Source organism: Peribacillus sp. NPDC101480 (genome assembly GCF_050277335.1).
GTDB lineage: Bacteria > Bacillota > Bacilli > Bacillales > DSM-1321 > Peribacillus.
Genome location: NZ_JBNNSB010000006.1, coordinates 222,874 through 248,965 on the forward strand (window position 1 = coordinate 222,874; position 26,092 = coordinate 248,965).

The 26,092-nt window shown below is 40.5% G+C and carries 20 protein-coding genes and 1 riboswitch; of the genes, 16 read left to right on the forward strand and 4 right to left on the reverse strand.

From position 1 onward, the window contains the following. The first annotated feature begins 721 nt into the window (after positions 1-721). From ACQKMF_RS20310 to ACQKMF_RS20350, 9 genes are all read left to right on the forward strand, one after another. Positions 722-2,059: a YjiH family protein gene (locus tag ACQKMF_RS20310; RefSeq protein ID WP_427574653.1), complete on the forward strand. Its 1,338-nt coding sequence runs from the start codon at positions 722-724 to the stop codon at positions 2,057-2,059. Between the two features lie 334 nt (positions 2,060-2,393). After that, positions 2,394-4,019, forward strand: a complete 1,626-nt coding sequence (nikA, locus tag ACQKMF_RS20315) for a nickel ABC transporter substrate-binding protein (protein WP_427574655.1) — start codon at positions 2,394-2,396, stop codon at positions 4,017-4,019. Between the two features lie 17 nt (positions 4,020-4,036). Then, positions 4,037-4,981: a nickel ABC transporter permease subunit NikB gene (gene nikB, locus ACQKMF_RS20320; protein WP_427574657.1), complete on the forward strand. Its 945-nt coding sequence runs from the start codon at positions 4,037-4,039 to the stop codon at positions 4,979-4,981. Further along, positions 4,978-5,808 carry a nickel ABC transporter permease subunit NikC gene (gene nikC / locus ACQKMF_RS20325; protein ID WP_101224855.1) on the forward strand — a complete coding sequence of 277 codons (831 nt, stop codon included), beginning with the start codon at positions 4,978-4,980 and terminating at the stop codon, positions 5,806-5,808. The genes nikB and nikC overlap by 4 nt, the downstream gene beginning before the upstream one ends. 18 nt (positions 5,809-5,826) lie before the next feature. Next, the gene (nikD, locus tag ACQKMF_RS20330; protein WP_402944380.1) at positions 5,827-6,654 is read left to right on the forward strand and encodes a nickel import ATP-binding protein NikD; all 828 of its coding nucleotides are present in this window, start codon (positions 5,827-5,829) and stop codon (positions 6,652-6,654) included. A gap of 33 nt (positions 6,655-6,687) precedes the next feature. Next, a complete protein-coding gene (gene nikE / locus ACQKMF_RS20335) occupies positions 6,688-7,503 on the forward strand; it encodes a nickel import ATP-binding protein NikE (protein WP_402944377.1) in 816 nt (271 codons plus the stop codon). Positions 7,504-7,887: 384 nt separating this feature from the next. Then, entirely contained in the window at positions 7,888-8,664 is a 777-nt protein-coding gene (locus ACQKMF_RS20340) for a transporter substrate-binding domain-containing protein (RefSeq protein WP_260356549.1), read from the forward strand. 64 nt (positions 8,665-8,728) lie between these two features. Further along, positions 8,729-9,373: an amino acid ABC transporter permease gene (locus ACQKMF_RS20345; protein WP_076370951.1), complete on the forward strand. Its 645-nt coding sequence runs from the start codon at positions 8,729-8,731 to the stop codon at positions 9,371-9,373. After that, the gene (locus tag ACQKMF_RS20350; RefSeq protein WP_101224851.1) at positions 9,370-10,104 is read left to right on the forward strand and encodes an amino acid ABC transporter ATP-binding protein; all 735 of its coding nucleotides are present in this window, start codon (positions 9,370-9,372) and stop codon (positions 10,102-10,104) included. Before ACQKMF_RS20345 ends, ACQKMF_RS20350 begins: the two co-directional genes overlap by 4 nt. Positions 10,105-10,335: 231 nt before the next feature. Here the strand turns inward: ACQKMF_RS20350 and ACQKMF_RS20355 are convergent, their stop codons facing one another. Next, positions 10,336-12,843: an NEW3 domain-containing protein gene (locus ACQKMF_RS20355; RefSeq protein ID WP_427574660.1), complete on the reverse strand. Its 2,508-nt coding sequence runs from the start codon at positions 12,841-12,843 to the stop codon at positions 10,336-10,338. Between the two features lie 256 nt (positions 12,844-13,099). Between ACQKMF_RS20355 and ACQKMF_RS20360 the strand changes: the two genes are divergently transcribed. From ACQKMF_RS20360 to ACQKMF_RS20385, 6 genes are all read left to right on the forward strand, one after another. Continuing rightward, positions 13,100-14,326: an ROK family transcriptional regulator gene (locus ACQKMF_RS20360; protein ID WP_427574662.1), complete on the forward strand. Its 1,227-nt coding sequence runs from the start codon at positions 13,100-13,102 to the stop codon at positions 14,324-14,326. Beyond that, complete coding sequence (locus ACQKMF_RS20365; protein WP_101224848.1) at positions 14,326-15,417, forward strand: extracellular solute-binding protein; 1,092 nt, start codon at positions 14,326-14,328, stop codon at positions 15,415-15,417. The genes ACQKMF_RS20360 and ACQKMF_RS20365 overlap by 1 nt, the downstream gene beginning before the upstream one ends. A 15-nt stretch (positions 15,418-15,432) precedes the next feature. Beyond that, positions 15,433-16,545, forward strand: a complete 1,113-nt coding sequence (locus tag ACQKMF_RS20370) for an ABC transporter ATP-binding protein (protein WP_427574664.1) — start codon at positions 15,433-15,435, stop codon at positions 16,543-16,545. Continuing rightward, a complete protein-coding gene (locus tag ACQKMF_RS20375; RefSeq protein ID WP_230177822.1) occupies positions 16,542-18,230 on the forward strand; it encodes an ABC transporter permease in 1,689 nt (562 codons plus the stop codon). The genes ACQKMF_RS20370 and ACQKMF_RS20375 overlap by 4 nt, the downstream gene beginning before the upstream one ends. A gap of 15 nt (positions 18,231-18,245) precedes the next feature. After that, positions 18,246-19,730 (forward strand): argininosuccinate lyase, encoded by a 1,485-nt coding sequence (gene argH, locus ACQKMF_RS20380; protein ID WP_427574667.1) that lies wholly within the window; start codon positions 18,246-18,248, stop codon positions 19,728-19,730. Between the two features lie 277 nt (positions 19,731-20,007). Then, positions 20,008-20,214, forward strand: coding sequence for a hypothetical protein (locus ACQKMF_RS20385; protein ID WP_427574669.1), 207 nt, complete (start codon positions 20,008-20,010; stop codon positions 20,212-20,214). A 138-nt stretch (positions 20,215-20,352) separates the two neighbouring features. On the opposite strand, the gene ACQKMF_RS20390 is transcribed toward ACQKMF_RS20385, so the two are convergent. From ACQKMF_RS20390 to ACQKMF_RS20400, 3 genes are all read right to left on the reverse strand, one after another. After that, positions 20,353-21,831 carry a sodium:solute symporter family protein gene (locus tag ACQKMF_RS20390; RefSeq protein WP_101224844.1) on the reverse strand — a complete coding sequence of 493 codons (1,479 nt, stop codon included), beginning with the start codon at positions 21,829-21,831 and terminating at the stop codon, positions 20,353-20,355. After that, positions 21,828-22,028, reverse strand: a complete 201-nt coding sequence (locus ACQKMF_RS20395) for a DUF3311 domain-containing protein (protein ID WP_048685209.1) — start codon at positions 22,026-22,028, stop codon at positions 21,828-21,830. The genes ACQKMF_RS20390 and ACQKMF_RS20395 overlap by 4 nt, the downstream gene beginning before the upstream one ends. A 271-nt stretch (positions 22,029-22,299) precedes the next feature. After that, entirely contained in the window at positions 22,300-23,643 is a 1,344-nt protein-coding gene (locus ACQKMF_RS20400; RefSeq protein WP_230177817.1) for an amino acid permease, read from the reverse strand. A 206-nt stretch (positions 23,644-23,849) separates the two neighbouring features. Then, positions 23,850-23,928: riboswitch (glycine riboswitch) on the reverse strand. Between the two features lie 502 nt (positions 23,929-24,430). Here ACQKMF_RS20400 and ACQKMF_RS20405 point away from each other — a divergent pair. Then, positions 24,431-25,819: an amino acid permease gene (locus tag ACQKMF_RS20405; protein WP_101224842.1), complete on the forward strand. Its 1,389-nt coding sequence runs from the start codon at positions 24,431-24,433 to the stop codon at positions 25,817-25,819. Positions 25,820-26,092: the final 273 nt, after the last annotated feature.

The window sequence follows — 26,092 nt, forward strand, 5'->3', positions numbered from 1 at the left end:
TGCAGAACTTTAATAGACCACACAATCAGTATAAGTTTTTTTGCACCAAAACCACGTATTCTCCTATTAAATTTTGCTCTAATTTTAATATAGATTATAAAATGAACAATATCAGATGAATTTTTTTAAATAATTTATAAAATAATCATCAAAAAATAAAATTATTATTTGAATTTTCAGTATACAATGAATGTTAAATAACGAGGAGGTCCATCAAAATGAAAGCGGATACAATAAGTGGAATAATGACTTTATGAAGGAACAGGATTGCATACAAAAGACAGTACTTGTCATATTAATGAACAATCGGAATATAGCTGAGCCCCAGATGGCGGGTATAAGGCGGGATTGGAAAGCGGCACATAACTGGGAGTGTTTGGCTTCGAATCCTCAATAAGAGCTGGAAGAGGGTGAAAGCTCTGGGGAATCCTAACGATGCACCACGGGCAATGGCATTTGTGAAACAGGATTGGCCCAATAATAAATAAAGTTCCAAGGCTTTTCTTCCCGTATTCTGCTGGTTAGGCTAGGGGGGCGTGCCGAATTTTAATTTTAAACGATATGGCGGCAAGCGGAGAACTATAAGCCCTATCGTAATCGAACGTTGTATTCTGGTCCTGTTGCCTTACCAAATCGTGAGACAGGAGCGATGAGAGGGTCGGATGTGGGTATGACGCCAAGAATTTACCCAGCATGCAATTATATAATAGGGGGAATAATTATGGGATCACCAAATGTGGCGACAAATACGAAACAAGAGAAGCCGCAAATTCAATCAACTACTAATATACTGAAGTTTATCATATATAGTTTAATAGGAAGTTTTATGTTTTTTATTCCTATTACCATAAATGGTGTTTCAAGCATACCAATTGATCATATAGTAACATGGATCAAAGTAACCTTGCCGTCAGCCGTTCCTATTTATGCTCTTATTGTCATTCTATTAGGAGCTGTCTATCCATTTATTTCAAAAAGCTGGAGCAAGGATAAGGTATCAATAGTTTTTTCTTTCTTAAAAGTAATAGGTGCTGTTGTTGCGATCTTAATATATTTCAAGATTGGGCCCGAATGGTTAATGGCCCCAAGTATGGGTCCTTTCCTTTTCGAAAAACTTGTCATACCTGTAGGACTTGTCGTTCCTTTTGGTGCTCTATTTTTGGCGCTTCTCATTGGATACGGGCTTCTTGAATTTTTGGGTGTACTGATGCAGCCAATCATGAGGCCGATATTTAAAACGCCGGGGCGTTCAGCAGTTGATATGGTCGCTGATTTAGCAGGAAGCTACTCCATTGGTATGCTTATTACGAATCGACTATATAAAGAAGGAAAATATACGCTTAAAGAAGCCGCTATTATTGCAACTGGTTTTTCAACCGTTTCAGCAACGTTCATGATTGTTGTAGCAAAGACTCTCGGGCTTATGGACATATGGTCCCTTTTCTTTTGGGTTTCTTTAGGGATAACGTACCTTGTCACTGCCATTACCGTACGTATTTGGCCATTAAATAAAATGAACGACGATTATTATTCGGATAATGCCGATCCAGAAGAGGTTATCAAAGAAGGACTTCTCAAAAACGCCTGGTATAGTGCGATGGTGGGAGCAAACAATTCGGTAAGTCTTGGCAGAAATTTATGGGATAACTTAAAGGACGGTTTTCTTATGACAATGAGCATTCTGCCGTCCATTTTATCCGTTGGTCTCATTAGCCTTGTATTAGCGGAGTATACTCCAGTATTTAATTTACTTGGCTATCTTTTTTACCCATTTACTTGGGCATTGCAAATACCTGAACCATTTTTGGCTGCAAAAGCTTCAGCTATAGGAATTGCAGAAATGTTCCTGCCGGCGCTTCTCGTAGTTGATGCACCTCTGGTAACTAAGTTCATTATTGCCGTGGTATCTGTATCATCCATATTGTTCTTTTCAGCGACGATACCTTGTATCCTATCAACCGAAATCCCAATCAGCATTACGAAGTTGATTGTAATCTGGTTTGAACGGACGCTCATCACGTTAATTATTACTGCACCTATCGCAATATTGCTGCTTTAGTACGAATCAACGAATCTTAATTCGATCACAAATCGAACGGGTGCGTTCGTATTATAAGGTCGACCAGTAAAATTACTGGTTGACCTTTTTTAATAGAATCTTTTATATCAGTAGGCATGGTAGAACGTACAGGTGCGCGGGGCATTTGAAGGCTTGTAGGGACGTAGAATAAATTATTTGGAACAGCATCATCAAAGAAAAGGATGTTGAGTTTATATGTTTCTAACAAAACAAATTTATATCTTTCGAGAATTTCGACATTATATTGACAATAATATAGTTACTCATTAGAATTGATAAAGATTCTCAATATGGTACTGGAGGAACCAATGTCATGTCAAAAAGAAGAAACAGCAAACAAGTGTTATTTATATCCGCAATCGTTTTAATTTTATCAACGCTTTTACTTGGATGTACAAATGAATCAAAAGAAAATTCAACTTCAAATAAAGACAGTAAAGACATGCTTACTATGGCTTGGCCGAGGGATATAGGTGAAATGAATCCGCATGTCTATAATCCTTCTCAATTATTCGCTACATCAATGATATATGAGCCTTTGGTCAGCTACCAAGATGGAGGAGAGCTGAAACCGCATTTAGCTGAATCTTGGAAAATTTCCAAGGATGGGAAGGAATATACGTTCAACCTCCGTCATGATGTGAAATTTTCTGACGGTACGAGCTTTAATGCTGAAATTGTGAAAAAGAACTTTGATACAATATTGAAAAATGTTGATTTACATAGTTGGTTGGGCTTTATTCCGAAAGTGGATCAAACGGAAGTAATTGACCAATACACATTTAAACTAACATTAAAGGAGCCGTATTATCCTACTATTCAAGAGTTAGCCGTCGTTCGTCCAGTCCGATTCTTAGGTGATGCTGGATTCCCTAAAGATGGTGACACTTCAAAAGGTGTTACAAAACCAGTCGGTACAGGCCCATGGGTTTTGGAAGAACATAAAGCAGATGAATATGCTATTTTCAAACGCAATGAAAATTATTGGGGTGAACTCCCTAAAGTAAAGAAAATCAAAGTCAAGATCATTCCTGATGCGGAAACCCGTGTTCTTGCTTTTGAAAAAGGTGACCTAGACCTAATTTATGGTGAAGGTGCTATCAGTCTGGATGCTTTCAAACAATTAGAAACAACAGGTAACTATGAGACTAGTATTTCTGATCCGGTTGCGACAAGACAACTAGTTATGAATACGAAGAAAGAACAACTTTCAGATTTACGTGTTCGTCAAGCATTACAATATGGATTTAATAAAAAAGCAATGGTTGACGGAGTTACTTCTGGGTTGGAAGAGAAGGCAGATTTCATTTTACCGACAAACTTCCCGTATACTTCAGACATTGATGTAACAGCGATTGATTATAATGTCGAAAAAGCAAAAGCTTTATTAGATGAAGCAGGATGGAAGCTTCCAAAAGGAAAAAACGTTCGTGAGAAAGACGGAAAGCCGCTTGAAATCGAGTTAATGTACGACTCTGCAGAATCGATTCAAAAAGCAATGGCCGAAACATTACAATCTGAGTGGGCGGCACTAGGTGTTAAATTAAATATCGTTGGAGTTGAGCTTACGGTACAAATTGAAAGATTCAAAGCTAATGATTTTGAATTGAATTTCTTTAGTAACTATGGCGCTCCATATGATCCACATACTTTCGTAAATGTCGTTGGTTCAGAAGGGTTTGGTTTTAACGAAGCCATTTCATCTTATCCGAACAGAGATGAGTTGTTAAAACAAATTGCAGATGTTCCTGGAACAACAGATGAAAAAGAACGTCAAGAACTTTACTCATCTATTTTGGAATCACTGCAAGACCAAGGAGCGATTGTGCCTATTTCTTATATTAAGAAAATAGCTGTTTACCAAAAAGATGTATCTAATTTTACATTCCCTGCTAACCGGGATGAACATCCATTCACAGGAATTAGCATCGAGAAGTAAGTTACAGGAGGGTTTTCATGGGCACTTATATCTTGAAACGAATTATGGCCATTATTCCTATCTTTCTTTTGGCCACTCTTCTAACGTTTGGAATGATTCACCTTTCACCCGTGGACCCAGCTGAAGCATATTTATCTGCAGCACATATCCAATCTACAGATGAGATATTGGCTCAGAAAAGACATGAGTTCGGCTTAGATCAACCCCTCCATGTTCAATATGTAAATTCTATTATTAAGATATGCCAATTTGATTTTGGCATATCTTATCTTTCGAATAAACCTGTTTGGGAAGAGGTTACCTATCGAATGCCAGCGACCATTCAGTTAGCTTTAGGTAGCATCATATTAGCTATCCTGGTCAGTGTCCCTCTTGGGTTTTTGGCAGGCATAAAGAAAAACAGTGGTATTGACCATTTTAGTCGCCTTCTCTCTTTTTTCGGGGCGTCCATCCCTTCTTTTTGGCTTGGTTATTTATTGATTTTTTTCTTTTCTGTTAAACTCGACCTATTTCCTGTCGAAGGAATCGGGACTTGGCAACATCTGGTTCTTCCTTCCGTTACTTTAGCTTTGCCATTAATAGCTTTGTATACTCGACTATTACGTGCTAGCGTTCTTGAAAATTTACAAGAACCTTATGTCCTTTTTGCACGCACAAGAGGGATTCATAAAAAAATCATTATGGGAAAACATGTATTGAGAATAGCCATATCCCCTATGATTACTGGACTGGGGATGAATTTAGGAAAGCTGCTGACTGGAACCATTATCGTCGAAGCGGTTTTTTCCTGGCCAGGATTTGGTCGTTATTTCATTGAAGCTATTTTTAATCGGGATGTTCCTGTCATTCAATGCTATGTGCTTTTAGCTGCGGGACTATTCATTTTTAGCAACTTGATTGTTGACCTAATCCAAATGTGTATCGACCCACGCATCTCCAGAAAAGGAGGGCAACGTCAATGATAACAAGTCTTCGTATTATGATGAGAAGTCAGAAAGTGATTGTCCTTTGTTCAATAATATTATGCTTCCTATTTATCATCACTATCTTGGCTCCATGGATTGCACCTAATGATCCTATTGCTGTCAATTTAGCTAATAAACTACAGCCATCTTCCTTTGAGTATCCATTGGGAACGGATCATTTAGGACGATGTACGTTATCACGCATCTTATATGGAGCTCGCATTTCGTTAGGATTTGCTACATTAATCTTTATTTCATCTTTAGGCATCGGTTTGATTGTCGGAACCATTGCTGGTTATAAAGGTGGATGGGTGGACCAGGTGCTAATGAGACTGTGTGATGGTGTTATGGCATTTCCGAATCTTTTGCTCATTCTTGGCCTTGTTGGTATATTGGGACCTGGCCTTAAACAGGTCATCATAGCATTGATGCTTGTGCAATGGGTGTATTATGCGAGAATTTTCCGAGGAATGGTGCTTAGTCTAAAAGAACAAAACTATATAGCGGCAGCTAAAATAAGCGGTTCTTCTCAATGGAAGATAATAAAGAAACATATTGTTCCAAATGTTCTTCCTCCGCTCGCTGTTATGGGTACATTAGAAATGGGTTGGGCCATCATGGATATATCGGCCATGTCGTTTCTAGGTTTGGGCGTGCAACCCCCTACACCAGAATGGGGAGCAATGATTCATGAAGGGAAATCCTATATTCGGACGAATCCAGAATTAATGCTATATCCAGGTTTGATGATTATGCTTGTTGTCGTCACCTTTAATTTATTAGGCGAAGCGCTATCAGAACGTTTTGGAGTCAAACGTCGTTAATAAAAAGGAATGAGAAGATTGAGAACAGAACGGTCGAATGTATTAACAGTGAGCGATCTACATGTACAAGTACAAACAAAGGAAGGTGCTTCCACCCTCGTTCAGGATATTAATTTTGAACTGGAAAAAGGGAAGGTATTGGGTCTTGTTGGGGAAAGTGGGAGTGGTAAAACAGTTACGAGTATGTCCATTCTACAGCTTCTTGAGCGGAAAACAACGACAATTAAAGGGAGCATTACCCTCCAAGGACGAGAATTGAATGGTTTGGACGATAAAGAAATACGTGAAATCCGTGGCAAGGATATTGCCTTTATTATGCAAAATCCGATGAATGCATTTACGCCTGTTTTTACAATTGGCAATCAATTTATCGAAACGATTAGGTCTCATACCTCATTGAATAAAAAACAAGCAAAAGAGCTTGCCATCGATGCGATGCAAAATGTAAACCTGCCAGATCCCGCGACACTATTAAAAAGCTATCCTTTTCAATTGAGTGGAGGTATGCTTCAACGCGTGATGATTGCGATGGCCGCATGTTTAAATCCTACCGTTATTATTGCTGATGAGCCGACAACTGCACTCGACGTTCATAACCAATTACAAGTACTTCGCCACTTGGATAAAATTCGTTCTGAATATGGAACATCCATTTTACTCATTTCTCATGATTTAGGAGTAATTTCTGAAATGGCAGATGATGTAGTCGTTATGCAACATGGCAGAATTGTAGAAACTGCAAATGTATTTGAATTATTTGATAATCCGCAGCATGAGTATACCAAGAAACTGCTAAATGCCCGCCTTAGCATTAAACATGAAGAACCTATCACCCATATGTTGTGATATATGGACTGCATTCTTTTGAGGGGTGAATAAATGAGTTTATTACAAGTAAAAGCAGTAACTCATAGCTATAATTCTCATACGTTTTTAAAATGGAAAGAGCCTTCTAAAAAAGTACTCACTGACATTTCCCTCTCTATTGATGAAGGAACATGTTTAGGGCTACTTGGCACGAGTGGAGCTGGAAAAAGTACATTAGGAAAAGTGATCCTTGGTTTAGAACGTCCACAGCAGGGACAGGTTCTGTTTCAAGGGCATGATATCTATACTGCTGATAAGCTTACCCGACAAAAGATACGCCGAGATCTACAAGTCGTCTTTCAGGATTCATATTCAGCTGTCAATCCACGAATGACAGCCGAAAGTATTATAGGCGAGCCATTAGAAAACTATGAAAAACTAACCGTAGCCGAACAAAAAAGAACGGTTATTGAGTTATTGGAAAGAGTGGGCCTAAGTGAGAAGGATTTGAAAAAATACCCACACCAATTTAGCGGTGGACAATTGCAAAGGATTAATATTGCTAGAGCAATCTCTCTTAAGCCACTGCTAATCGTCTTGGACGAATCCGTAAGCAGTCTGGATATGGTTAATCAAACACTGATTTTAGAATTATTAAGTGAGTTGAAAAAAGACTTCGGCTTATCTTATCTATTTATTACACATGATATTAAAGCGGCTTATTCAATCTCTGATACTTTGGGTGTACTGGAAAAAGGAGAATTAATCGAGCATTACAATTCTAAAGATCAGTTTTTTTCGTCAGAACATCCTGTCGTTAAACAGATGAGAAGTTCTATACTCGCTGAGCATCCGCGTTTTCGTTCTCTTCCGACGAGGACTAACTAGACTTAGTCTAGAAGGATATTTATTGATTAGAAGGCCTCGATTTCAGTTTGATAATCGGGGCTCTTGTTTATATTGCTTCTGAAGCACATATTGGAGGGCATAAAAGGAACCATAATGGTTCCTTTTATTTGTTGCATCGATAATCAATCTTCCAATGATCTTAAATGGGTGTCTCCTATTAGGGATTTCAAAAACTGACCTGGTAAACCATATCCTTTTTCTATTTTCCATCACTGAAACAATATTAGGAAAAACATCCATAAAAATTATTTGAAGAAAATAATATTTATTCTAAAAATTCATATTATAATACTTTATTCTTATGCTATATTATAGGGAGAATTATTTATTATCACGTATAATTTAAGAATTGGAGTGATTTGAATGAAGAAACTTGGTTTACTTAGTATGTTTTTGATTCTAACTATCTTTATCTCGGCTTGTGGAACCAATGAAGAAAAAAATGCAGGTGAGGAAAAGAAACCTGAAAAGGTATATAAAGTTGGTGTGGATACGACTTATCCTCCTTTTGAATTTAAAGAGGGGAACGACTATAAAGGTATTGATATTGAATTGATCAATGCAATCGCAAAAGACCAGGATTTTAAAATCAAATTGTCTCCAATGGATTTCGGTGGAATCATCCCGGCTATGCAAGCCAATCAGCTTGATGTGGCCATTGCGGGAATGAGCATTACAGAGGAAAGAAAAAAGGTAGTGGATTTCTCGACTCCGTATTTTGATGCAGGATTAACGATTGTTGTTAAAAAGGAGAATACAAGCACTAAAACTGTTAAAGATCTTAAAGGAAAAACCATTGCAGTGAAAAAAGGAACAACAGGTGCTAAATATGCACAGGATAATGCTACGAAACTAGGAATTAAAGTTGTTCAATTCAATGATAGTCCAGCGATGTTCCAGGAAGTGGCCAATGGCAACGCCGATGCCCTTATAGAAGATTACCCGGTTATCTCCTATGCGATCGCCCAAAAAGATCTTGGGTTGAAAATCGTAGGTGACCGTTTGAATGGTGACCAATATGGAATTGCTGTATTGAAAGGGCAAAACGAGGATCTATTGAAGAAAATAAATGATGGACTTGCCAATCTTAAAAAAGACGGCACGTATGATGAAATAATAAAAACGTATCTTGGTGAATAAACAATAGATTAAAGCTCAATAAGCGCGCTTATGGCGCGCTTTCTTTTTCAAAGGGGTGAAAGAAATGGATATAATTGTTGCGGCATTGCCTATTTTATTAAAAGGACTTCAGGTAACACTTTATATCTTTGTGATTGCCATTATCCTAGGTTTTTTGATTGGTTTACTTGTCGCGTTGCTGCGACTTGCCCCCATCAAAATCTTGAACTGGATTGCAAAGGTTTATGTGGATGCGATACGAGGGACACCGTTCATCGTTCAGTTATTTTTTATCTATTTTGGTGTGAATTCACTGAATTTGATTTCTTTGGACAGTACAACAGCTGGTATAATTACCGTTGCAATCAATGCAGGGGCATATTTTGCTGAAATAATAAGGGCTGGGATACAATCCATCGATAAAGGACAAACGGAAGCGGCAAGATCCATCGGGTTCACTGGAACCCAAACAATGAGATATGTCGTGCTTCCGCAAGCCTTCAGAAGGATGCTCCCTACCATTACGAACCAATCGATCATCAGCTTGAAAGACACTTCTCTATTATCCGTCATTGGTATAGCCGATTTAACCCAGCAAGGTCAGATTCAAGCTTCGGCAACCTTTGAAGCGTTCAAGATTTGGCTGGCCGTTGGTGTGATTTACTTTATCATCATCTATTTGTTAACCCTAATTGCTAATTTCATAGAAAGGAGGGTACAAGTTCGATGAGCATCATTACTGTAAAAAACCTGAGAAAATCATTTGGAACTGTCGAGGTTTTAAAAGATATCAACGCTGAAGTGCAGGAAAAGGAAGTAATTTGCGTAATAGGCCCTTCTGGATCTGGAAAGAGTACCTTCCTGCGTTGCCTGAATCTCCTTGAGGAAGTTACGGGCGGTGAGGTGGTCATTAACGGACATGATATAACCGATCCTAAAAGGAAAATCAATATAAACAAAGTCCGGCAAGAGGTTGGAATGGTTTTTCAACATTTCAATCTATTTCCCCATAAAACCGTTTTGGAGAACATAACCTTGGGTCCTATTAAAATTCGTGCCACCGATAAAGCGGAAGCGAGAAGGTTAGCGCTTGAGTTATTGGATAAGGTTGGTCTAAAGGAAAAAGCAAATAGCTATCCAGGGGAACTTTCCGGCGGACAAAAACAGCGGGTCGCAATCGCAAGGGCATTGGCGATGAATCCGAAGATCATGCTATTTGATGAACCGACTTCGGCCCTTGACCCTGAAATGGTCGGCGATGTTTTGGAGGTAATGAAACAACTTGCAAAAGAAGGCATGACAATGGTCGTTGTTACGCATGAAATGGGCTTTGCCCGGGAAGTCGGGGACAGGGTGATATTCATGGATGGAGGGTATATCGTGGAAGAAAATGAGCCGAATGAATTATTCGGTAACCCTCAGCACGAAAGAACGAAAGCATTCTTGAGCAAAGTGCTTTAACGGAAAGCACTATAAGAGATGATGTAAATCATGAATGAAGTTGTGCATGAAGTGTGGACAAAGGTATGCGGGAAATGAGGGGAAACCCAAACGCATGGAGCTTTTCCTTCATCTTTGTGCATAACTTTTTTGGTTTTTAGAGCAGGAATCAGTGAGGCGATGGCTTCAATTGGTAAACATCAAAAAAAGAAAAACCTATGCATTCGACACATGCATAGGTTTCTTCTTTTTTTACTTGGCACCGTAACTAATCAAGTTCGTCATGATTCGATATCCGCCTGGAACTTGGCCTTGAATTTGCCTATATAGCACAAGGTTGGTGTAGAGGTAGGTGCCATTACCGTATTTAGCCATGAGAATTCCGCCATCAAATGGTTCTTCATTTGGATCAGCCATGGAAATGAATGTTTCATATCGTTCATCCCATTCCATTGGGAAATACAATCCTCTTTCTTGGACCCAATTGCTCCAGTCATCACTTGTTATTTTATTCGGATAGTTAAAAAGCGCTGATTCTGGCTTCGACACGTTTATCGTGGCTTTTTCATCGGTTACCCGCCAGCGAATGGAAGGATTCCCGAGGGTAAGAGGATATGGAGCAGTCTTCATTGCATCCCATCCATCACCCGGTTTATGGTATTGCACGACGAGATGGCCGCCATTTTCCACATATTCAAGTAAGCGCGCGTTATTTGCCTTTAAATCTTCCCTCGATAGATAGGCACGGATGCCTGTAACGATCGTGTCATATTGACTTAAATCACCTTCAGCTAAATCAGCTGCAGTTAACTTCGTAATGTTCAGACCTGCATTGCTTAAGTAATCTGCCACTTTATCGAATCCGCTTTCAATGTAACCCACTTTTAATGAAGCTGGCTTCAAAAGCTCAAATGCAACGGTATTGATAGCTGCTGGGTATTTGTAATAGAATGTTCCGATATGGTCATAGGAAATTTCCTGAATGGTCGAATCAAAGCTTTTCCCATTGACAGTAGCAGCTGCCTTCACCTGATATTCGCCGTTTTGTATTGCCTTCGGCGGTCTGAGGGTGAACTTCACTTGTCTTTCTTCTGATTTTTCTTTAAATGATACAGTGGCATTTTTGGGATGAACTCCCCAATTTTCAGGGACTTTTAAAGCGACCTTTGCCGATGCTTTTCCTTCTGTATAGTTTTTCAAGGTTACCGTCACTGGGACTTCCTCTTTTACATCTGCTGTATTTACGACGATATCTTCAGGAGATAGGGTAAGGCCAACGTCGGGAAGGACAGCGATCGTTCCATCCACTTCCTCCTTGATGGAAGTTTTTGTGCTGCCGTATTTATAAGAAATGCTGGTCGTAATGGTTGATTCATCATAGGCATGGTAATAGGCTGCATCTTCAGGGACTTCAACCAGATAGGTCATTGTCGCTGATTTATTTGGTGCTAGATTGACATCTTTAGCTTTAGTTTTGATCTTCCATCCTTTAGGTAAGTTCAATGCAGCAGCGACTTTTTTCAAGGTTTGTTTCCCGTTATTCTTCACGGTTACGGTTACGTACGTTTTTTGGCCTTTCGTCAGGATCTTTGAAGCTGCTTTAGCTTGAACTTCGAGTCCTGAGGAGACATAACTGACGTTTTGCAATTGCTCTTCTTTTAATGAGAGCTTATGAAGCAAGTCGTTCTTAATGGCAGGGCTTAGCTTTGCCTTTTTGACTTGCGCAGTAATTGACCGAACATTTGAAAGAGCATTTTGGGATATTGAAAAAACACGTTTTTCATTGGGATAAGCCGTAATAACAGCGTCCAAATTCCGTTGCAGGTATTTAAATTCACCTTTTAATTTTGAAGCTGAGCGGGGGAGTTTTTCTGCCCATTCAGTAAAATTGTAAGGTACACCTGCAAAAAGGTCCGACTGGTTTTTTGTATCGACGGCGCTTTGCTTCAAATCCAGATGGATCTGGCGGGGTGCTGCCGGGATATCAGAACCCATGCCTTGGCTTTTATGCAGATAGCGGGATTGTTCTCCCAGCTGTGGATAAGTCATATTGTATATTGGGTCATATTTACCGATTTCAATCGAAGTGGTTGCTTGATCTGCCGATGAAACGGGCAAATATAACTTTTTCACTTGCCATACGGATAGCCCTTGTTTCAATTGTTGCGGAAACACAGTTGGGTCGGACGCATCCTTAAAGGCACGTTCACTTAAGATTGTCATTGTTCGATGATGTCCATGCTGGGTATCATCATTTTGAAAGGAGGGCATCAATATATCCGGCTGATAGGTCCGAATAAAGCGGATAAGCCGTTCATAGGTGAGTTCTTCGCCCCACTTTTCTAATGTTTCCTCTGGTGTTTTAGAGAAGCCGAAATCATAAATGGGATCTGAGGTAGTTTCACTTAGATGATAGGCCTTAACCCCGGTTATTTTCGCAGCTTCAATCATTTCCCTCGAACGGATGATTCCAAGAGCATTGTCCAGTTCATCCCCAATTTCATTTTGTCCTCCTTCACCACGGTTTGCAATCAGGCTGGATGTCTTTACCCCTAACCCTCTCGATAGATAAGCGAGAAAGTCACTGCGTTCATCATCTGGATGGGCACCGCTGTTCAAGAATGTCACGGTCGTCTCGAGCGGCTTGACCGCATTCCATAACTCAACGTTGGCTTCCTCAGGATTTGCAGCGCTGCCTCCAGGCGGCAATAATGCAAGAACCAACAAAAGGGAAAGCAGCGATAACAGAGCTTTTTTCATTAATCTTTTAACCCCCTTCAACTTTTTAAGACACCTAAAAAAAATGTAGGTTAGTAATATTTTCTAACTAACCAGACGAAAAAAACTTATCTAATAAATAGCATTAATGGTTATAAATGTAAATGATTCGAAGTAACTATTAAAAGTTGAACATTTTAAATGTTCAGAAAAATAACTTGTGCACTGAATTTATTTAAGTTATATTTTTACTTAATTAGGAAGATTTACTAACTAAATGATGTAAGGCCGTGATGTGATGAGTTTTAAAAGACCACCCAGTCATCAAAAATATGTCAATAAAAAAAGAATCATTCAATGCATCCAGGAATGCTCGCCCATTTCAAGAGCTGAAATCGCCGTTAAGCTTCAGCTAAGTAAACCAACTGTTTCTCTGGCTGTGGATGAACTTATACAGGAGAAATGGGTATTTGAGAAAGGAATAGGAGAATCCTCCTCTCAAGGCGGGAGAAGGCCCATCCAGCTCTTTTTTAATGAAAAGGCAGCCTATATCATTGGGGTCGATATAGGCGGGACGAAAGTGAAAATCGTTTTAAGTGATTTAAGCGGCAACATCCTTGCCGACACTAGCTTTTCAACCAACACCTATTTAAAATCAGGGCTTCTTAAACAAATGGCGATTGAAACGGAACGGTTAATTGCCAAGAATCAGATTGCGAAGGGCAGGATATTGGGGATGGGAGTCGGGATCCCTGGTATAACGCAAACGGCAAGCGGATTAGTAATAGAGGCACCGAGTTTAGGCTGGGTACAATATCCTTTCATAGCCGAAGCGAAGCGGTATTTTGATTTCCCCATTTTTCTGGACAATGATGTAAACGCGGCTGCACTAGGTGAACAGTGGCTGGGTAATGCACAAAATAAGCGGAATTTGCTGTTCATTGCGGTTGGCACGGGGATAGGAAGCGGAATCATCTTGAACAACCAGTTATACAGAGGGGCTTCCAGTGCAGCTGGGGAAATGGGATATATGGTAACGGACAAAGAGGATATGAAGCGTGAATTCAAGCCGATTTTCCATAGATACGGCTATTTGGAAAGTGTCGCAGGAGGAAAGTCGATAGGCAGTCATTTTACCAGGGAGGTCCTCAAGGATCCTCATCATCTTTTATTCGAACGGGCCAAATCTTCCGAACTATCGGGGGAGGATGCCTTTTTGTCAGCAAAAAAAGGAGACACGACTGCAATGGCCGTCATAAATGAATCCATCGAACATTTAGCGTGCGGTATTGTCAATGCGGCCAGTTTGCTAAATCCAGAAGTGATCATTTTAGGAGGTGGTGTATTAAATTCATCTGAATACATTTTACCTAGAATTCGGGAGATTGTTGATCGATATCTTCCAAGTTTAGTAGAAATGAAAACTTCACAATTGGGAGAAAACGCAGGAGTACTAGGCGCGGTTTCCTTATTCTTAAGGGAGCATGATGGCATTTTGAATTTTCGGGATGAGGGGGAGTATTAATGAAAAGTAGGAAAAAGTCGTTTGTTTCAGTAATGGCCTTATCGGCAGCACTATTGATTTCAGGATGTAACGGTACAGATACGAAAACGAATTCGGATGCTGGCGGTGCCAACGGAAAAAAGGGTGAGCTGGAAGATAAGATCGTTGTTTATTCACCACATGGCAAAGATATTTTATCAAAATTCGAAAAGCAGTTCGAAGATGAGTATGGTATTGATGTTGAGTGGCTTGATATGGGGTCCCAGGAAATCCTTGACCGCGTTCGATCAGAGAAAAGTAATCCGCAGGCAGACGTTTGGTGGGGGGCACCTTCCACGAACTTCAATCAAGCAAAGGCTGATGGGCTGCTGGCTGCTTATAAGCCTAGCTATTCCGATAGTCTTGATGAAGGATTCCACGATCCGGAATGGTATTGGACGGGAACGAGCCAGACACCGGAAGTCATCATGTACAACAGCAAAGAACTATCGAAGGATGAGGTACCGAAAGATTGGGATGAGCTGCTTGATCCGAAGTGGAAAGACGAAATCATCATCCGCTATCCGTTAGCCTCCGGAACAATGAGGACAATTTTTTCTGCGATGATCTATCGTACGTATAAGGATACAAATGATCCAAAAGAAGGGTATGACTGGTTAAAGAAGCTCGATCAAAACACAAAGGAATATTCAGCAAACCCGGAAATGATGTATAACAAGGTAGCCAAAGGAGAGGGCTCACTTTCCGTTTGGGCAATGCCGGATGTTGTCATGCTGAAGGAAAATAAAAATTATCCGTTCGAGTTTGTTATTCCGAAGAGCGGAACACCTGTATTGACAGAAGGTATCGCCATCGTTGAAGGTGCCAAGCATCCAAAAGCGGCTGAAGCCTTTTATGAGTTCGTGAATTCACCTGAAGCCGCAAAAACTTTGGCAGAGGAATTTTACAGGATTCCGACCAGAAGTGATGTGAAGGATTTACCTGAATGGATCACGGAAACGGAAATTAAAGCGATGGATATTGATTGGAATGCATTCGAGGAAAAAGGTGACGAGTGGATGAAATATTGGGACGAAAATATTAAAAGTGGAGATAAAGAAATTAAAGAATAAGGAAGTGTCGTTGGGATGGCGTCAATAAAAATAGAGAATGTCCAAAAAGCCTTCGGGAAAACGATAGCTGTTGACCATTTAAATCTGGACATCAAAGAAGGTGAGTTTTTTACCTTTCTTGGTCCAAGCGGCTGCGGTAAAACGACAACGCTTCGGATGATTGCCGGTTTTTATTATCCAACAAAAGGTGTCGTCCGATTTGGCGACAAAGATATGACGCGTGTACCTCCGGAGAAAAGAAATACAGGCATGGTTTTTCAAAACTATGCCCTCTTTCCCCACATGACTGTTTTTGAAAATGTAGCGTTTGGCTTGCGTGTGAGAAAGGTTTCTTCTGTTGACTTAAAGAGGAGAGTGCTGGATGCCCTCCAAAAGGTAAGGCTGGAGAGCTACTCGAATCGTCAAGTGAGCCAGTTAAGCGGAGGGCAGCAGCAGCGGGTGGCCCTTGCGAGAGCACTGGTCATTGAACCGGAGATATTACTGCTGGATGAACCATTAAGTAATCTGGATGCCAAGCTTCGTGATGAAATGAGAGTGGAAATCTTAAGGCTGCAGCGTGACTATAAGATTACCACCATATATGTCACACATGATCAGGCTGAGGCTTTATCCATGAGTGATCGGATCGCTGTGTTCAATTATGGTGTATGTCACCAGGTCGGGACGCCGGCAGAAATTTATAATCGGCCGGCCAATGATTTTGTGGCGAGTTTTATAGGTGAGATTAATCTATTGCCCGTTCAAGTCGAAAAAGTCCAACAAGATAATATAGAGGTTGCCCTTAAAAATAGTGAAAAACCGATTAAATTGAAGGTGGAAAATCAAGCTAGGGACGGAATTTCAATCATACAGAGTGATGCTGACCTTGCTGTTTCGATTCGTCCTGAAGCAATCAGAATTCTGGATGTGATCGAGGAAGGAAAGAATATCTTTAAAGGTAAAATAAATTCCGTCCAATTCTTTGGATCTGTTGTGAATGTCATGGTGGATGTTCAAGACGTGTTACTAAGGGTCGACGTATTTAACACTTATGATTTTGGATACTTTTATCAAGGAAAGGAAGTGTATGTCCAGCTTCCTGAGAAACAGCTGTGTCTTATTCCCATCATAAGTGGTGATGCTCCATGATTAAAAATCGAGATACGAGATTGACGGTTTGGCTCCTTATACCAGTTTTATTGGTGCTAGTAGCTTATGTACTCTACCCATCGTTGAGGACCTTTATAGAAAGTCTGCAAAAAGACGGAACGATATCCCTTGGAAATTATCAGGACTTCTTCGTACAGGAATCGAAAACGAACTTAGAGGCTCTATGGAATTCTGTTTATATATCCTTATTGAGTGTATTGGTCAGTGCCTTGATTGGCATTCCGCTCGCATTCATTTTTAACCGTTACGATTTTCCCGGCAGAAGCTTCTTTTCTTCAGCAGCGATTTTGCCTATTGTCCTTCCATCATTGGTAGGGGTCATGGCCTTTATGTTTTTATATGGAGAATCGGGATTGATTCCAAATGCCATCAAGGACCTGTTTGGTCTCGAGAAGGTTCCATTCAAGATTGGCGGGGTATCGGGAATCCTTATCGTACATGCCTATACGATGTATGTTTATTTTTATATGACCGTATCCGCTGCAATCAACAAAATAGATCCTTCCCTTGAAGAAGCGGCTTATAACTTAGGCGCAAATAAAATCAAGGTTTTTTGGAAGGTGACATTTCCATTATTGACACCTGCCATCGTAGCCGCTTCTCTACTTGTTTTCATGATATCGATGGCTTCTTTCAGTGCCCCGTTTTTATTAGCTGGCGGATATAGGGTGTTGAGCCTGCAAATTTATTTTTCAAAAATCAATGGTGATATGGAAATTGCCGCTACTCAATCCGTCATTCTATCCATCGTTTCGATTTCATTTCTATTATTCATGCGTTGGTATCAAAATAGGAAGGATTATCGCATGGCTTCGAAAGGAATTGGCGCACACAGGAGTGAAGTGAGAAACCCGTTTGTGAAATGGGTGATGGTCTTAACGGGTATCATCGGCGTAATCATTCTGCTATTACCGCACTTTACGATTCTATTGCTTTCACTTGTGCCGGATGGAACCTGGACATTTCAAACATATCCAACAGTATTTAATATGGAAAATTACCGGCTTTTGTTTGAAGACCCTAATATCTTCAAACCGTTACGAAATAGTTTACTGATGGCGGTTATTGCTACGTTGGCAAATCTGGTGTTTGGGGTCATAGCGTCCTATGTACTTGTCAAACGGAAATTCGTCGGGAAAAGCTTTGTCGATATTCTAGTCATGATTCCTTGGGCGTTGCCTGCAACGGTCATAGGGATGAACTTGATATTCGCATTCAATGAACCTAGCGTTTTTTCCTTTGGTCAAATTTTGGTAGGAACATTTTGGATTTTGCCGCTTGCCTATTTCATCAGGCATATTCCGCTCGTTGTCCGTTCGACTAACGCCGTTCTGGAGCAGCTGGATGACTCGATTGAAGAAGCAGCCAGAAACTTGGGGGCAAAGTGGTTTTATACCTTCAGAAAAGTCATATTTCCTATTATTATGCCTGGTGTTTTATCAGGGACATTATTGGCATTTATCGAATCTGTGGGGGAATTCCCGACGTCGGTCCTGTTGTACACAATTTCTAACAGGCCCATATCCATTGAAATCATGAATCAGCTTCGGATGTTCAATATGGGGCAGGCAGCTGCCTATGGGATGATTCAAATCACGCTGATTGTAATCGTTCTCTTTATTTCGAACAAGTTTTTTGGAATCAAAGCGGAAAGAGCTTTATAAATCGGAGGTTAAAAGATGAGCAGGCTTGAAGAATTTATCAAAAATGAAGGTAGTGCCTTTCCCGGAAAAACATATGCTAGAGAGCTTCTGATGCCTGTTTTTAATGATCAAAGAGATTACTTATTTCATGCAATGTTCGATATTCATCGGGCACATGTCATCATGCTTTCGGAACAAAAGATCATTAAAGAAGAAGAGGCGAAGACCATGCTTGATGGGATTCGGAAAGTGGCTCAAACAGATCTAGCGCAGTTGACCTATCAGCCCCAGTTCGAAGACTTATTTTTCATGATGGAGGCAAAGATCGGTGAGGAAATCGGTCATGAACTTGCAGGGAAGATTCATATCGGCCGCAGTCGTAATGATATGGGAGTCGCCATGTACCGGCTTGTTTTAAGAGGTCATCTACTCCAATTGATTGGCTATGCAAACCAATTGAGTGAAGCATTCTTGGTGCAGGCTGAAAAACATACAGAAACCTATATAACTGGTTACACGCATACCCAACCGGCTCAGCCGACTACGATAGGACATTACTTTTTGGCAATATATGATGTGCTTCAAAGGGATATTGGCCGGTTATGGGCAGCCTATGAAACGGTTAACCAATCCCCTTTGGGCGCGGCCGCGTTAACGACCACCGGTTTTCCGATCAGCCGGAACCGTACGGCTGAACTGCTTGGATTTGATTCGGTGATTGAGAATTCCTATGACTCGATTGGCGGGGCGGATTATTTATTGGAAACCGCAACTGCCATCATGACGTGCATGGTCAATACAGGAAGATGGATTCAAGACTTCCTGCAGCATGTGACAAGGGAGTTTGGAACCTTTCATGTGGCGGACCCTTATGTTCAAGTGAGCAGCATCATGCCGCAAAAAAGAAATCCAGTCTCCATTGAACATTCCCGTTCGATTGCAAGCAGTGCGTATGGTGATGCACATGCTGCAATGAATATGATCCACAATACACCATTTGGTGATATCGTCGATACGGAAGATGATTTACAGCCGCATTTATATCGGGCTTTTTCGAATGCAGGACGTGTCATGAAACTAATGTATGCCGTCATGTCAACCTTGAAAGTAAATGAAGAACACACAAAGAAAATGGCCGCAAAATCCAGTATAACGGTTACTGAATTAGCGGATACCCTATCAAGAGATTACGACATATCCTTTAGAAAAGCCCACTCCATAGCCAGTCATATTGCAAAACGGTCAATTAGTGAAGGGAAAGAGCTATATGATTGGGACACAAAAGAAATCAACAAGATCATCAATGAATTCGTTTCAGTGAACATAGCAGAAGATGAATGGAAAAAAATAATCTCTCCCGAATATTTTGTGGAAATCAGAAGCATTCAAGGCGGGCCCTCCCCAAAAGAGGTTACGAGAATGATTGTAAATAGAAAACAAAAACAGGAACATGATTTGCAGGAATACAAGGAAATGGTCAAAGCATTGAATGATGGCAGGAAGGCTTTAGTGGATTACTAAAGGTATGTTGTTAAAGGGAAATGAGTCTTGACGCGCATGAAACTCACGAGTAAAAGCATGAACCTTCTGAAGAGAGTATTTTTTGTTGGCTCGGAAGCAATTCGATGAATTTTACTGAGAAAGCTTCATATTTTAAGATATATAGTCATTCTATCAGGGTGGCTATTTATTTTGGATTTTTATTGCAACTGAGATATCCCTAGTGATAATGAATGTAGATTATTTCTAAAAAATAATGCTATTATTTGGAAAATATATAATATAAGGCGGAATGTTAATGTCAAATAGATCTCAGTTCGGTGTTTTCCTGATTTTAATAGCTTTCGTAATATCGATTACTTTTTGTTTGAATCCGGAAGTTTTATTAAGAGGTGGATATGATTTAGCTATTGATGGTCTGGTAGTATCCAGAACCTTGATGATTATTTTTTCGTTGTATTTATTAGTTAAAATAGGGGATTTGTTTATAAACAGAAAAGATTAATAGTCTAAAATGAGGTTTCCTATAAACAATATTGAGAAAAAGGACACTTTGCTTGGATGCCGATAATAAGGAAGGCTCAGTCTTTTGACTGAGCCTTCCGATGTTTATTTATCCAAAATAACCGGTTTCAAAGTTTCTTCATATTTCGTTAACGGATTTAGGTTCCAACTGAATCGCTTGCTTTCTGAAAGCCAGACTTACTGCGATCATCACAATGAAATTGACTGCCAATGCGATGATTCCCACATTCAAATCTTTCGCTGCTTGCGGCAAGGATGGAAACAAGGTCCCTATTGTCGAATGACTGAGTGTAATGCAAATTACGATGGCCAATCCTGAAATGATGCCGGAGATTGCGCCAAATTTATTGATCGGATTATTCCTTTTCAGACTAAAGAGCAGGGACGGGAAAAGCTGTGTGATTAGACTGTATCCCATAAGAATTAATGCTGACATCGTTTCGCCGCCGTTTAAGGTGAAGTAGACGGCTATAAGGGCGATGACTGGAACAAGGAACTTTGCCAATCGTACAACATGGCGATCGGATACTGCAGGTGCAAATTCCTTATAGACGTTTTTCGCGAGCAGTGTAGCGACGCTCATCAAAAGCATGGATCCCGGCACCAATGCAGTCAATAATCCAGCTCCGCCGATTATGCCTATAAACCATGGATCAAAGGTCTCGATCGAAAGGCGCAGCAATGACAGGTCTGCATCTGCCCCAACGAGTCCGGGCACTTTCAATATTGCTGTAAACCCAACAAAAAAGACGAATAACAGCATGAGTGTATATAAAGGGCTGATGATTGCATTTTTTCGAAATACCTTGCCGCTGCGTGCTGAATAAACAGCGCTGAAAACTTGTGGCCACATATAGAAACCGAATACGAGTAATATTACCGTGGAGATGAACCATGATACGCTAAGTCCCTGATCTGGGAACTTAAGAAAACCAGGCTTGGCCGCATCAATCGCTTCAAACATCGGCTGAAATCCGCCAAAGTAATGAATCGGCAGATAAATCCCCAAAAATCCTATTATGGCGACCATCATTATATCTTTAATGACCGCTGTCCAAACTGAACCGTGTATACCGGAGATCATCACATAAATGGTAAGGCTGATCGCCCCCATCCAAACTGCCTCAGACATAGAGATGGCACCATAAGATGCTTCTGAGACAATGATCCCCAATCCTTTCAGCTGCACGACGATCACTGGAATCATCGACACCACACCGACAAGCGCAGCCAAAATTCCTAAACCGGGACTCTTATATTTGCTTACAAAGAAATCGGATTGAGACATCAGTTTATTTTCCTTGGCATATCTCCATATTTCCGGTAGGAGCCAATAGGATAATACGTAAGATAAAGTAATGTAAATTAGAACGTATAGAGCGGGTGCGCCCTTGCCATAAGCCCAGCCGCTGCCGCCAAGAAAGGAGAAGGTCGTATAGATTTCCCCAGCCATCAGCAGAAAGACGAATATCGCACCAAAACCGCGTCCGCCAACCGTCCATTGTTCCAAGTCCATATCTTTTCCTTTTGAAGAGCGTATGCCTAAAAATATCGATAGAAGTAAAAATGCTAAAATGATTAAGAGAGCAATATTCATTCCTGGTCACCTTCCCGATTCCTGGGATCCAGCTTATACATGATGCCCAGTATGGCAGAGGTAAGGACCACCCACATAGCCATCCAGAACATATTGAAAGGCATCCCTAATACATATGGTTCTATTTTATTAACAAAAGGCAGAAATCCTAGTATGCCTATAAAAGGAACTAGAGTAAGAATATATATAATCTTCATAAACAAACCCCTCCGTTTTAATAAAGTGAAACGCCCACCAATGGGGTTTATTCTTCAATGCCACTGATGGATGGGTGAACCAAACCGGGATGAAAAATTCATACATGACGGAAAAGTTCCGATAATATATATTAGCTTACACTATTTTGATATAAAATTTAATGCAGTTGCCTGATATATTTGAGCAACTGTGCGCAGACAGCCGAACAATGATATGTTCATAAAACAGATAAAGCCTTGAATTCATAGTGAGTTCAAGGCTTTATTTCCTTTAGCTATATTTTTTCCGAGAATTATATAGTATTACCAAAAGTATGAACCAGATTGGGGTCAAGAGCAGTGATAGTCGTGTAGCTTCAGCGAATAGCATAACAATAAGGATGAACAGGAATAATCCTAATATGGCGTAATTGACAAAGGGTGTAAAAGGAGCCTTGAAAGTCGATTTCGCTCTTAGGTCAGGCCTTGTTTTCGAATATTTGATATGGGAAATCAAGATAATGCTCCATACCCATATGAAACAGATGGCACTGATGGTCGTCACGACGGTAAATGCCTGTTCAGGTATCAGTTTGCTTAATAAAGCCCCTATTGATACAACGATTGTGGATGTTAATAAGGCATTGCTCGGAACAGCCTGTTTATTTAATTTTTCCAGTTTAGCAGGGGCTTCGCCATTCCTGCTTAACGTATAAAGTATTCGGCTCGTTGAAAATAAACCGCTGTTGCATGCAGAAGCAGCGGATGTCAAAACGACGAAGTTGATGATCCCTGCAGCGACAGGAATGCCGATTAACGCAAAGACCTCTACAAATGGGCTGCTCGTGGCATCCAGTTGTGTCCATGGGTTGACGCAGAGAATGACGAATAGTGCACCAACATAGAAAAGTAAAATCCGGACAGGGATTTTATTGATGGCAGATGGAATGTTCTTTCTCGGGTTTGCCGTTTCTGCTGCGGAAACCCCGACCAATTCGACACCGACAAATGAGAAGACGACCAGCTGTAAAGATAATAGGAATCCAGAAATGCCATTAGGGAACATGCCCCCATGATTCCATAGGTTCGTTAGGGAAACCGTTCCGCTATTGGTATTGAAGCCGATGATCAAAAGGATGATCCCCACGACGATCAAGGCGATGATCGTGATTACTTTAATGATGGCAAACCAGAATTCCAATTCACCAAATAACTTAACGGTCAAAAGGTTCAATCCTAACAGAATGACTAGGCATATTAGAGCCGGAATCCATTGAGGGATATCGAACCAATATTGCATATAGACGCCGACAGCTATGATATCGGCCATTGCGGTCATGATCCAACAGAACCAATATGTCCACCCTGTCACGAAGCCGGCCCATGGACCGACATATTCGGTTGCAAATTCAGTGAATGATGTATACCCTGCATTGGATAAGAGCAATTCCCCTAGTGCCCTCATCACAAAAAACAAGGCAATCCCTATTATCAGATAGGAAAATAAAATGGAAGGTCCTGCTAATTGTATGGCTTTTCCGGAACCTAAAAATAATCCGGTGCCAATGGTTCCTCCTATTGCGATCAGTTGTACATGTCTATTTTTTAAATCTCTTTTTAATTCTTGTTTTGCCAATTCTTACTCCCCCGTCTTTTTATAGTCTTGGTAGTGAATGAATTTATCTGAATGGTCTTGGAGAGAGGGACTGATTTTTTCGTCCAGCTTGCCTTTCCCATTGGTTTTAAAGCTGTTGTTTTTAGTCCAACCACAAAATGGACAATAAAAAAAGAGATTGGATAATACCAATCTCTTAAAGGGTTCAGAATAACAATTTTATCATTCGTTACTCTTCTGTCCTTTTGCCTGAGATTGTGAATCCTTCGGCGCTGCAACTTGTACAGTCTCTCCAGAAGCTGCTCCTGCTATAGTGTCATCCATAGCATTCATCGCTTGCTTGTATGCGGTTGTGAATAAATGTTGTCAGTGATAATCTACCACTGCTGAATCATTCATTATGCTTATAAAATAATATTGGAATTCTATCATCTATTTTTCGGAAGGTCAACAAGTTTTTTTTGAAGTGAAAACGGCAATAGCTGTAGTTTTATAGTGGTCTTAATTTTTATTAAGGTACTTGAAAAATTTGTTTTTTGGATGATCACTATTATGAAATATTGAACATCATTTTTTTGAAATGATATTTTTAGATAAGGGAAATTGCCAAGATATATTTGGTAACTGTTTATTTCAAAAATACAATTGTATTTTTACAGAATATTTACTATTATAAGATAAGAAAACATAATTGAAGTGTTATTGATATTTTTTTCGATAAAGCATTTCTAACCGCAATAATTAATAGAGAGTCGTTCGTGTTAAGGATGGAAAAGCATTACCGATATTGCATCTGGGGGAGTTAAACATGTCGAACAAGGAATTAAAGAGAGGGCTGGAAGCACGTCACATTCAAATGATAGCTTTGGGCGGAACCATCGGTGTCGGGTTATTCATGGGATCGGCGAGCACGATCAAATGGACCGGGCCCTCTGTAATGCTTGCTTATGCCATCGCAGGTATTTTTATATTTTTCATCATGCGTTCCATGGGTGAGATGCTCTATTTAGAACCGACTACAGGTTCTTTTGCAACCTTTGCGAGCAGCTATATACATCCTTTGGCAGGTTATATGACTGCTTGGAGCAATTGGTTTCAATGGGTAATCGTCGGAATGTCCGAAATCATCGCGGTTGGGTTGTATATGCAATATTGGTTCCCGGATTTACCGGCTTGGATACCAGGTGTGGTCGCCATGATCATCTTGGGGGCGGCCAACCTCATTTCAGTTAAATCCTTCGGGGAATTTGAATTCTGGTTTGCACTTATAAAAATCATAACGATCATATTGATGATCGTTGCCGGCCTAGGCCTTATCTTCTTTGGAATAGGGAATGGCGGGGATGCGATTGGATTATCGAATCTATGGGAAAATGGCGGCTTCTTTACGGGAGGCTGGACAGGATTCTTCTTTGCGCTTTCCCTTGTCGTGGCATCCTATCAAGGCGTTGAGCTTATCGGCATCACAGCCGGAGAAGCGAAAGATCCAAGGAAGACCGTAACAAAAGCTATCCAATCAATCATATGGCGTATATTAATTTTCTATATTGGTGCCATATTTGTCATCGTGACAGTCTTCCCTTGGGATCAACTGGATGACTTAGGAAGCCCATTCGTTTCAACCTTTGCTAAAATAGGTATCACAGCAGCAGCAGGAATCATCAACTTTGTCGTAATCACAGCGGCAATGTCTGGATGCAACAGTGGGATTTTCAGTGCAGGGCGTATGCTTTACACACTTGCATTGAATGGCCAAGCTCCAAAAGTCTTTGCTAAAGTATCTAAAAATGGAGTGCCGGCATATTGTACGATCGCTGTACTATTAGGATTGGGCATCGGGGTTATCCTGAATTACCTTGCACCGCCGCAATTATTCCTTTATGTGTACAGTGCGAGTGTATTACCCGGGATGATTCCATGGTTTGTCTTACTTATCAGTGAGCTTAAATTCAGAAAGGTAAATGCCGCTGAAATGGAGAAACATCCGTTCAAGATGCCTTTGGCCCCTTACAGTAACTATGCGACAATTGCCTTCTTACTGATGGTGTTGGTCGGTATGTGGATCAATCCTAGTACCCGGATTTCCTTGGTTGTCGGGATCGTTTTCCTAGCCTTGGTCGTAGCAAGTTATTACATGCTGAAAATGGATAAACGAACACCATTGGATGTTAAATCCGATGATGAAATTTCTGGATAAGAAACTCTATCGGAAAGCCCTTCTCTTAATTCGAGAAGGGCTTTTTTGTCTTTGGTGATTGTTGGAATTCAGGAGTAAAATGGCGAAATTCACGAGTAAAACGGCAAAACTTACGAGTAAAGTGGTGGAATTCACGAGTAAAATGGCGAAACTCACGAGTAAATCAGCGAATCTCACGAGTAAAGCTAATTAGTCCCCGTAACAAGGGATGCCAGCAGTGGGACGCTTATGGAATGTGTCTTCCTGACAGACTTTTTCATAGGATGTAACATC

Coding starts and splice junctions, on each gene's coding strand:
- ACQKMF_RS20310 (WP_427574653.1), top strand. CDS start 722: ATGGGATCACCAAATGTGGCGACAAATACGAAACAAGAGAAGCCGCAA.
- nikA (WP_427574655.1), top strand. CDS start 2,394: ATGTCAAAAAGAAGAAACAGCAAACAAGTGTTATTTATATCCGCAATC.
- nikB (WP_427574657.1), top strand. CDS start 4,037: ATGGGCACTTATATCTTGAAACGAATTATGGCCATTATTCCTATCTTT.
- nikC (WP_101224855.1), top strand. CDS start 4,978: ATGATAACAAGTCTTCGTATTATGATGAGAAGTCAGAAAGTGATTGTC.
- nikE (WP_402944377.1), top strand. CDS start 6,688: ATGAGTTTATTACAAGTAAAAGCAGTAACTCATAGCTATAATTCTCAT.
- ACQKMF_RS20340 (WP_260356549.1), top strand. CDS start 7,888: ATGAAGAAACTTGGTTTACTTAGTATGTTTTTGATTCTAACTATCTTT.
- ACQKMF_RS20345 (WP_076370951.1), top strand. CDS start 8,729: ATGGATATAATTGTTGCGGCATTGCCTATTTTATTAAAAGGACTTCAG.
- ACQKMF_RS20350 (WP_101224851.1), top strand. CDS start 9,370: ATGAGCATCATTACTGTAAAAAACCTGAGAAAATCATTTGGAACTGTC.
- ACQKMF_RS20355 (WP_427574660.1), bottom strand. CDS start 12,843: ATGAAAAAAGCTCTGTTATCGCTGCTTTCCCTTTTGTTGGTTCTTGCA.
- ACQKMF_RS20360 (WP_427574662.1), top strand. CDS start 13,100: ATGAGTTTTAAAAGACCACCCAGTCATCAAAAATATGTCAATAAAAAA.
- ACQKMF_RS20365 (WP_101224848.1), top strand. CDS start 14,326: ATGAAAAGTAGGAAAAAGTCGTTTGTTTCAGTAATGGCCTTATCGGCA.
- ACQKMF_RS20370 (WP_427574664.1), top strand. CDS start 15,433: ATGGCGTCAATAAAAATAGAGAATGTCCAAAAAGCCTTCGGGAAAACG.
- ACQKMF_RS20375 (WP_230177822.1), top strand. CDS start 16,542: ATGATTAAAAATCGAGATACGAGATTGACGGTTTGGCTCCTTATACCA.
- argH (WP_427574667.1), top strand. CDS start 18,246: ATGAGCAGGCTTGAAGAATTTATCAAAAATGAAGGTAGTGCCTTTCCC.
- ACQKMF_RS20385 (WP_427574669.1), top strand. CDS start 20,008: ATGTCAAATAGATCTCAGTTCGGTGTTTTCCTGATTTTAATAGCTTTC.
- ACQKMF_RS20390 (WP_101224844.1), bottom strand. CDS start 21,831: ATGAATATTGCTCTCTTAATCATTTTAGCATTTTTACTTCTATCGATA.
- ACQKMF_RS20395 (WP_048685209.1), bottom strand. CDS start 22,028: ATGAAGATTATATATATTCTTACTCTAGTTCCTTTTATAGGCATACTA.
- ACQKMF_RS20405 (WP_101224842.1), top strand. CDS start 24,431: ATGTCGAACAAGGAATTAAAGAGAGGGCTGGAAGCACGTCACATTCAA.